Origin of the sequence: Daejeonella rubra (genome assembly GCF_900103545.1) — a bacterium.
Classification (GTDB): Bacteria; Bacteroidota; Bacteroidia; order Sphingobacteriales; family Sphingobacteriaceae; genus Daejeonella; species Daejeonella rubra.
This window is the reverse complement of sequence record NZ_FNHH01000037.1, coordinates 24,670-32,924: the sequence shown is the minus strand read 5'-3', so window position 1 is coordinate 32,924 and position 8,255 is coordinate 24,670. Positions and strand designations below refer to the sequence as shown.

Sequence of the window (8,255 nt, the reverse complement as noted above, 5' to 3'; positions counted from 1 at the left end):
CACCTCTTCCCATTCCGAACAGAGAAGTTAAGCCCGCCAGAGCCAATGGTACTGCCGTAACAGGTGGGAGAGTAGGTCGGTGCCCAATTTTAAACAAAGCCCCTTTCGTAAGATTGGGGCTTTTTTGTTATACTAAGTTTACCAAGGGTCGGTGCCCATCCCGATAGCTATCGGGATTAAACGAAAGCTCAGTACTTCATTGTACTGGGCTTTTTTTTGTTTCCTGCCCTGATGTACCTCAGTATGACAAGAAGGCTTTCGCTAGCTTGACAAAAGGCGTGCTTAATAGTATATTCCGTTTAGTTCTTCAATGGCAAGGGCTCTTTCTGTTCATTTTGTAGGGATTTGTCATCCTGATGAAAGTCATGAGTGTCATTCTTACGAAAGTCATGAGTGTCATTCTGACGAAAGTCAGAAAGGATTTTGACATTTTCATGTCGTCAAATCAGCCTTAATCCGTATATTTACAAAATAACCGATACAAATGAATATCAATATAGGATCCCGTAGAGAGGTATTAATGCATATTGAAAAATATATGCTCGAGAAAATGCATGAATACCTAAAGCCTATTGAAACTAACTGGCAGCCTTCTGATTTTTTGCCTGATTCAACGCGTGATACATTCTATTCAGAGATAAAGGATCTTAAAGAAAATGCACAGGCTCTTTCTTATGATCTTGTTGCTGTTCTGATAGGTGATACGATCACAGAAGAGGCTCTTCCAACTTATGAGTCCTGGTTGACTATGGTCGATGGGATATCAAAAGATGAGCAGGGTGGTTGGATGAAATGGGTAAGACACTGGACTGCAGAAGAAAACCGTCATGGTGATCTGCTTAATAAATATCTTTATTTGTCAGGCCGTGTAGATATGCGCCAGATGGAAATTTCTACACAATATCTTATTGCTGATGGATTTGATATTGGTACAGGACATGACCCTTATCGTAATTTTATTTATACCAGTTTTCAGGAACTCGCCACAAATATTTCACACAGAAGGGTTGCCTCATTAGCTAAAGCTGATGGTGATACCCTGTTGTCGAAAATGTGCGGTGTAATTGCTTCTGATGAGGCAAGGCATGCAAAAGCATATAAAGATTTTATGCTCCGTATTTTTGAAGTGGATCCAAGTGAAGCAATGATTGCTTTTGAAGATATGATGCGTAATAAGATCGTAATGCCTGCACACTTCCTTCGTGAAGTTGGCTTGCAAATGGGTCAGACATTCGGTCATTTTACCGATGCTGCACAACGTTTAGGTGTTTATACCGCAGTAGACTATGTACAGATCATGAAACAACTGATTGATGAATGGCATATTGAAAAAGTGCGTGATCTTAATGAAGCCGGTGAAAAGGCGCGTGATTATGTCATGAATTTACCTGATCGCTTACTTAGAGTGGCTGAAAGAATGAAAAATCCTTCTCTTGAATATAAGTTCAGCTGGATAGCCGGATAATTATCCCATATAATATTTCAAAAAAACCCGATCTGTATTTAAACTGATCGGGTTTTTTCTTTTAAGGCTATACTATTTCTTAACTAATTGCATCTTCTCAGGATTCCATAAAATGGCAGTGTCATTATTATAACTATCGTTACATAATAATGCAGGTGCTGCTGCACGATATCCGAAAATGGCATCCTCTGCAACCTTACCATTGTTTTTAATGGCATTAAAGAAATTAACGAAATGGTCATATGGCCCTCCCATGTATCCTTTTTCTGCTGCAAATGTATATTCTTCCTGTGGCAGGATCCTCTTTCTATCAGTTAGTGGTGTTCCAGCCTTCTTCATGTTTTCAATAAAGAATGGATCATCTGAAGAGAAATTTTTGTTTCTTCTAAGAGTAACACTATCCCAGCCAATATCCATTGCTCCTTCACTTCCTATTAGCTTAAGGATCGTATTTCCACTGGTTCCATCAATGAAATTACATCTCAAAGATAAGTTAAATGCAGGATGAGCTTGTGCCTGCTCGGGATAGTCAAATATGCCTAAAAGTACATCTGGTACTTCTCTGCCATCCTTCCAATACCTTAAACCTCCTGAAGAATATATTTTATTCGGACCAAATGAGTCTGTGATAAAATGCAGACTTGAAAACAGGTGAACAAACAGATCTCCTGACATTCCTGTGCCATAATCACGATAGTTTCTCCATCTGAAAAAACGTTTTGCGTCAAATGGACGTTTCGTAGTATTGCTTAGGTAGGTTTCCCAGTCAACGGTTTGAGCTGATGCATCTTCCGGAATCGGGTATGACCATGCTCCTCCAGGTGAGTGGCGAGCCCAAAAACCTTCTGCAAAGTTAAGCTGACCGATTGCTCCATCTTTCAATAGTTCTTTTGCCTTCTCATTTCCCAGTGAGGATACTCCCTGACTGCCTACCTGAAAAACTTTTCCGGTTTCTTTCTGTGCTTTGATCACTGCAGGGCCTTCGGTAATATCATGAACCATTGGTTTTTCACAATAAACATGTTTGCCTGCTCGCATCGCATCGATTGATATTTGCTGATGCCAATGATCCGGAGTAGCCACAATAACTGCATCAATATCTGAACGGCTTAATATTTCCTTGTAAGATCTTGTTGTGAAAATATCCTGTCCCCAGCGCTTTTTTGCATCCTCTAAACGACCATCGTACAGATCACATACAGCAACAAGTTTCACTCCTGGTACTTTCAATGCAGTAACCGTGTCTCCGGTACCCATTCCTCCGGCACCGATCAGGGCAATGTTAATATTGTCATTTGCACTGATTGTTTGCCTGTTGGGAATAGTGATTATTGTTTTGTTACTTTCTGTAGTTGATGCAAGAACATTGCTCCCAACAGCAACAGCTGCTGTAGACGTAGCAAGTTTTTTTATAAAGCCTCTGCGGGACGATTCGGGACTGGTTTTCATTCTTGTATATTTTTATTTAAGTGCTTTTATGTTGAATGAGCCCGCAAAATGCAGGCTCATTCTTGGATTTTCTTTTGTATTAAGGCTATTAATAGCCTGTTAAATTAAAATTAATTCAATTCTTTTATCTTGATGTTTTTCCATCTTACCTTGATGCCTCCACCTGAATGGATTTGTAATGCGATAAAACCATTCCCTGCTCCGATTTTAGCATCCTTTAGATGAGAAATTTGTTTTCCGTTCAGCCAGGTAGTAATTTCATCATTATTAACCTCGATCTTTCCTTTGTTCCAACCATCCGGACTAAGTCCTGATTCTTCCTCTGCAGTTGGTTTTGTTAACCAACCTCTGCCATAGGATTCGTATATTCCTCCTGTACCATTTCCCGGAGGAGCAACTTCTACCTGCCAGCCACTGATCTTTGTTCCATCAATATTAGAGCGTATAAATACACCGCTATTGCCATTGGCTTCAAGCTTGAAATCATACTCCATGATAAAATTCTTGTAGTTTTTATTAGTTGACAGGTAGCCATATTCCTTTTTGGGGCCACTCTCGCAGATCAGATAGCCTTTTTCAACATACCATTTTTCGGTACCGTGAATGGTCCATCCTGTCAGGTCTTTACCATTAAATAGCTTTTTTGTCTTCTGTGCCTGTGCACCTGCAGAAATTAAAAAGAAAGAAAAAATTAATAATACGTACTTCATCATAGTTTGTTTGATTTATAAATAAATATAGTTTTTAAAAAACGTTTTCAAAACCTGTAGTATAGAAATTACACTTTAATATAGATCCGGTTTTTATCCATCCATAATCCCACCAGCCAGCACATAAGCATAAATGAAATTGCAAATAATAATGAGCCCAATGGACCAGGGGCTATATTTTGGAAAATACTTTTGCTAAGTAGCGAACGGAGACTGGTATCCCCGCCGATCTTTATTAAGCTGAAAACCCTGCTTAACACTTCAGCAAGCAGATAGATAAAGAGTGGATTTTTGCCAAAAACAGTAAAAAAATAAGTCCAGTTACCCCAATTCCAGGTTTTTATTTCTACGATATACAGTAATCCTGCAAGAATTACCAGGTTTAAGCCGCTTGTAAGAAGAATGAATGATCCTGTCCAGAGTTTTTTATTGATCGGTAATACACTGTCCCAGCATAATGCAATAAATATCATGACAGCTCCAACTAATAGTACTTTAGCGATGCTTTCATAATTTTTGCCTTTTTCCTGAATGAATTTTCCTGCGAAATAGCCTATTATAACCAGTACAACAGCTGGCATCGTACTTAAAATTCCCTGTGCTTCAAATGGCACTCCCTCGCCTTTTGAAAGATGGCTTTCGCCAATTAAAAATTTATCAAGGTAGTGTCCGGCATTACCAAGCATGCTGTATGGGTCGGCCGGGTCGCCAAAAAGAAGCAGAATGATCCAGTATCCCAAAAGAAACAGCGTACTTAATATGATGATCTTTTTTGATGATAAATAATGGATCATCAAAGCTGCAAAAAAGTAACATAGGGCAATTCGCTGCAATACGCCGAATATTCTGGTCTCGCTGATTGGTTTTAGAATTAATTGACCCGTTTCATCAGCCTTAAAGTAAGGAAACCAATAAAGGAGATAACCTAAAATGAAGATCCAGGCAGTTCGCTTTAGAATCTTTAAAAATACTCCGCTTTCGTTGGCTTGTCTTCCCTTTGTGAAACTTAGTGCATTGCCAACAGCAAATAAAAAGGCAGGAAAAACAAGGTCGGTTACCGTAAAACCATGCCATGCCGCATGCAGCAAGGGAGCAAATGGGGTGGCACCGCTTCCCGGAGTATTTACAATAATCATGAAACAGACAGTCATGCCCCTGAATACATCAAGTGACAAAAAACGTGATGGAGAATTGCTCATTTTAACGAAATTGGATTGATCCTTATGGATATTACAGAACCAATTTACATTATTTTCGAACTTTTGAGAAATCTCTGACTTTTTAGATTGGTTTTGAGGTAATTTTGTCTGGGATGGGTGGAAATTTGGTTTTTAGTCCTGATTTCTTAGAATATCTCAAAATTTGGCTGATTATCTAAATAAACAATATCCTTAAAAAGACAATTCGTTCATAGCAGTTTCCGGGCCATTAAAAACATTGTGATCTACAGGTACAGCTATTCCTTTGATCTTAGCGCTGTAGTTATGCTGCCAGACGCATATTAGTACCTTAAATTTTATCAATATTCCTTTATCAGTACGTCTGTTGGAATTCCCAGTGTATCGTGAAGTTTTCTTATCATGTCAATTGTTAGCTTTCTTTTTTTATTCAAAATCTCACTTACTCTGCTTTTCAATCCAATTGCTTTAGCTAAATCTTTTTGTTTGAAGCCAAGCTGGTCCATTCTGAACTTAATTGCTTCAATTGGGTCTGGAAGATCAATTGGACTTGTATCATCCTCATATTTTTCAATCAGTAATGACAGTAATTCAAGTTCATCGGCTGTTTTTGAATCTTTTTTGCTATCAAAAATTTCTTCAAGCCGGCTCATAGCTGCCTGATATTCTTTTTCTGTTTTGATTACTTTCATTACCATGGCTTCAAATTGTTGATGCGTTTATTTTGTCATACTCTGCGTGAGTTCCAATGAATCGTATCCAAATCATGGTGAAATCATAGTTAATCTTCACAATCAAGCGATACTTATTTCCTTTGATATTGAAAACAACTCTATTATCCTGAAGAAAACTAGCAGATGGATAATCGTTTTTTATATCCTGTGGTGAATTCCAATTTGCTTCTATAGCTTCCTTATGCCAGGACTTCAATTGTTCTTCACAATCGCTGTGTTTCATCCAAAACTCCCTTAGAGTCTTTTTCGCAATTACTCTCACGTTACAAAGATAAGGAAAGTTCCCAAATTGGGAATATTTATTTTGAAGCTGTACAGGATATGATCAGGAATATTTTTTGGGTTTAGTTGCTACCTCACTTATAAGTAAAAAGGTTCCTTGCTATTTATAAATTTGACCAGTAACAATGATTTCAAGGCCATTAAAACGACAATTCGTTCATTGCTGTTTCCGGGCCATTAAAAACATTGTGATCTACAGGTACAGCTATTCCTTTGATCTTAGCGCGGTCGGTATGCTGCCAAAAATGCCATTTTAAGCCGGATCTTAGTTTTTTTCTGTTGTAATTCGCCACCCATACAGGATAGTTTTTATAACGGGATTCCAAATGCAGCCTGTAAAATGCAACGCCGCTATAGATAATGGGCCTCTTACCGGTTTTTTCTTCTACTATTCGCAACCAGGTATCAATATCCTGGTACCACTTTTCTTTTGAACCACCATTAAAAACCTCGATGTCGAGCACAGGTGCGAGGTCACCCTTTTCAAAATCGACAGTTGATAGATAATTTAAAGCCTGTACCTTCCCTCCTTTTTCCTGACGGAAGAAATGGTAGGCGCCCCGTTTTATTCCGTGCTGTTTGCTTTTTCTCCAATTGCGTTTAAATGCTTTATCAACAAGATTTTCTCCTTCAGTTGCTTTAATAAAGGCAAATTTGATCAGATTTTGCTCGGAAACTGTTTCCCAGTCTATCCAGAGCTGGTAAATTGAAACATCTATTCCATGGATAGGAAAGCCTTCAGGTGGTCGGGTGTCATTTATTCCAAAATTAATTGAACTGATAAAATTCTGAACATTTCTTCGTACAGGTTTGTAGAGCATTAAAGCCGAAATGCATAAACTACAGAAAAGTATAAACATTCCCAGAAACTTAAAAATGGTTTTTGTTCCAGACTTTCTGCGTTTAGGTTGATTCATTTCATCAAGTGCAAGTTGTGGATTTAATTTTGGACAGATTCTTTCAATTTATTGATTGCAAGATAGCGTACGAGGGTGTTGTTTTTTTTAAGTACGCTGACAAATACCTGATTATAATCCTGATTCAATTCTTGCACAATTGTAAGCAAATCGAAGGGAATACTTCCTGTAAAAATCTTTCTTAATACTTTACATGCTCCTTTGCAATCAAATAATTTCTATACCTTGAAATCAATAATTCTCTGAACAAAATCATGCAAGTACATCTTATAAAAAGTCCCGATTACCCTGCAGAAAATTTCATAGAAGTTATAGATGTGCTCCGGAGTTTCGGCGGACCAGTCAACTTTGTTTCTTCACAAATTGAGTTTAAAAAAGAGGACTTTTTCTTTCTTACCAGGGAAATGCGTTCACGGGATATCAGGGATTTTGACTCACAGAAGAAGAGATTCTACTTAAGTGAAATAGAGATGCCATTAAGCTGGAAGGAATTATTCTCGCTATGTCATCATTATCGGGATGCTGTTAAACCGCCTAAGGAAGATTTTGTAATCCTGCTGACCGAGCGAATGAACTCGATGAACTGGTTTAGCATGTTTGAGCAGAAAAGGAATGCTTTTGTGCATTGCGATGATTGGGAATTGTTTACTGATGCCCCGGTTCAATATCCCATAGCCTACGAAGTAATGGCAAATGTTTTGCGATGCCTGATGAAGCCTGATTTTAACAAGCCGGAAGAATGGTTTCATGAACCTCCGATTGGTTGCATGAATGATCTTTGCCTTCAAAAAAGCAATGTCCTGCTCAAGCTCAAAACAGCAGATATATGTAAGTCGTGTCATCAAAAGTTAATAGATGAGCATGTCCATGATCAGGTTATCGAACAGGCATTACATATTTTTGAAGGTATGCGGAAGCAGCTTCTATTCAGGAAGAGTTTAAAGCGTAATTGTGAACTTGTTCCAATTAAACTCAATCATCAGCGGCGTCTGGTCTTTCCGGATATTGGAAATCTTGAAATAAAGCTTACACGGCTCGAAATGACCCTCTATGTTTTTTATTTATTACATTCAGAAGGGGTTCGGCTGAATGAGTTATCCGATCATAGAAACGAATTACTGTCACTGTACAGAAGGTTTTCAGTTCATGATGACGATAAGAAAATTCGAAAAAGAATTACCAGTCTGGTTGACCCATTTAGTAATTCATTCAGTGAAAAGAAGTCTGCATTAAACAGAAAGCTCAGAGGATTGCTGGGAAAGGAGATGGGCTCTCATTATACGATCAAGGGAGAACCCGGATCGGCATTTTGCATAGGGCTGGCAGTTGAGTATATTCATATTGATGAAGAATACCGTTTGTCGGTATAGCTCAACTGCAACTCAGACACTGTATTTATTTCTATTGTCCTTTGACAATTAGGAGTGATTTGCTTCTCTTGTGGAAAGCATGAATTCATTACAAGCTTGTAGAAATTCGCCAAACCCCAATTTTCAGCCCACCTTTGATTCATAAAATTT

The 8,255-nt window shown here is 38.3% G+C and carries 8 protein-coding genes and 1 rRNA gene; 3 read left to right on the top strand and 6 right to left on the bottom strand.

Annotated elements, in window-relative coordinates:
* Together rrf and BLR27_RS17090 are read left to right on the top strand one after the other, a co-directional pair.
* Positions 1-88 (top strand): 5S ribosomal RNA (gene rrf, locus BLR27_RS17095); the annotation flags it as partial.
* A 396-nt stretch (positions 89-484) separates the two neighbouring features.
* Complete coding sequence (locus BLR27_RS17090) at positions 485-1,465, top strand: acyl-ACP desaturase (protein WP_090706919.1); 981 nt, start codon at positions 485-487, stop codon at positions 1,463-1,465.
* A gap of 72 nt (positions 1,466-1,537) precedes the next feature.
* On the opposite strand, the gene BLR27_RS17085 is transcribed toward BLR27_RS17090, so the two are convergent.
* The 6 genes from BLR27_RS17085 to BLR27_RS17060 form a co-directional block, all read right to left on the bottom strand.
* Positions 1,538-2,914 carry a Gfo/Idh/MocA family protein gene (locus tag BLR27_RS17085; RefSeq protein WP_090706917.1) on the bottom strand — a complete coding sequence of 459 codons (1,377 nt, stop codon included), beginning with the start codon at positions 2,912-2,914 and terminating at the stop codon, positions 1,538-1,540.
* A 110-nt stretch (positions 2,915-3,024) separates the two neighbouring features.
* Positions 3,025-3,627: a 3-keto-disaccharide hydrolase gene (locus tag BLR27_RS17080; protein WP_090706916.1), complete on the bottom strand. Its 603-nt coding sequence runs from the start codon at positions 3,625-3,627 to the stop codon at positions 3,025-3,027.
* 65 nt (positions 3,628-3,692) lie between these two features.
* On the bottom strand, positions 3,693-4,823 hold the full coding sequence (locus BLR27_RS17075; RefSeq protein ID WP_090706914.1) for an acyltransferase family protein: 1,131 nt from the start codon (positions 4,821-4,823) through the stop codon (positions 3,693-3,695).
* Positions 4,824-5,143: 320 nt separating this feature from the next.
* Entirely contained in the window at positions 5,144-5,494 is a 351-nt protein-coding gene (locus BLR27_RS17070; protein WP_245704547.1) for a helix-turn-helix domain-containing protein, read from the bottom strand.
* A 10-nt stretch (positions 5,495-5,504) separates the two neighbouring features.
* On the bottom strand, positions 5,505-5,759 hold the full coding sequence (locus BLR27_RS17065) for a type II toxin-antitoxin system HigB family toxin (protein WP_245704546.1): 255 nt from the start codon (positions 5,757-5,759) through the stop codon (positions 5,505-5,507).
* Positions 5,760-5,958: 199 nt separating this feature from the next.
* Positions 5,959-6,735 carry a glycoside hydrolase family 25 protein gene (locus tag BLR27_RS17060; protein WP_090706909.1) on the bottom strand — a complete coding sequence of 259 codons (777 nt, stop codon included), beginning with the start codon at positions 6,733-6,735 and terminating at the stop codon, positions 5,959-5,961.
* Positions 6,736-6,989: 254 nt separating this feature from the next.
* On the opposite strand from BLR27_RS17060, the gene BLR27_RS17055 reads away from it, so the two are divergent.
* Positions 6,990-8,105, top strand: coding sequence for a hypothetical protein (locus tag BLR27_RS17055; RefSeq protein WP_090706908.1), 1,116 nt, complete (start codon positions 6,990-6,992; stop codon positions 8,103-8,105).
* Positions 8,106-8,255 lie beyond the last annotated feature (150 nt).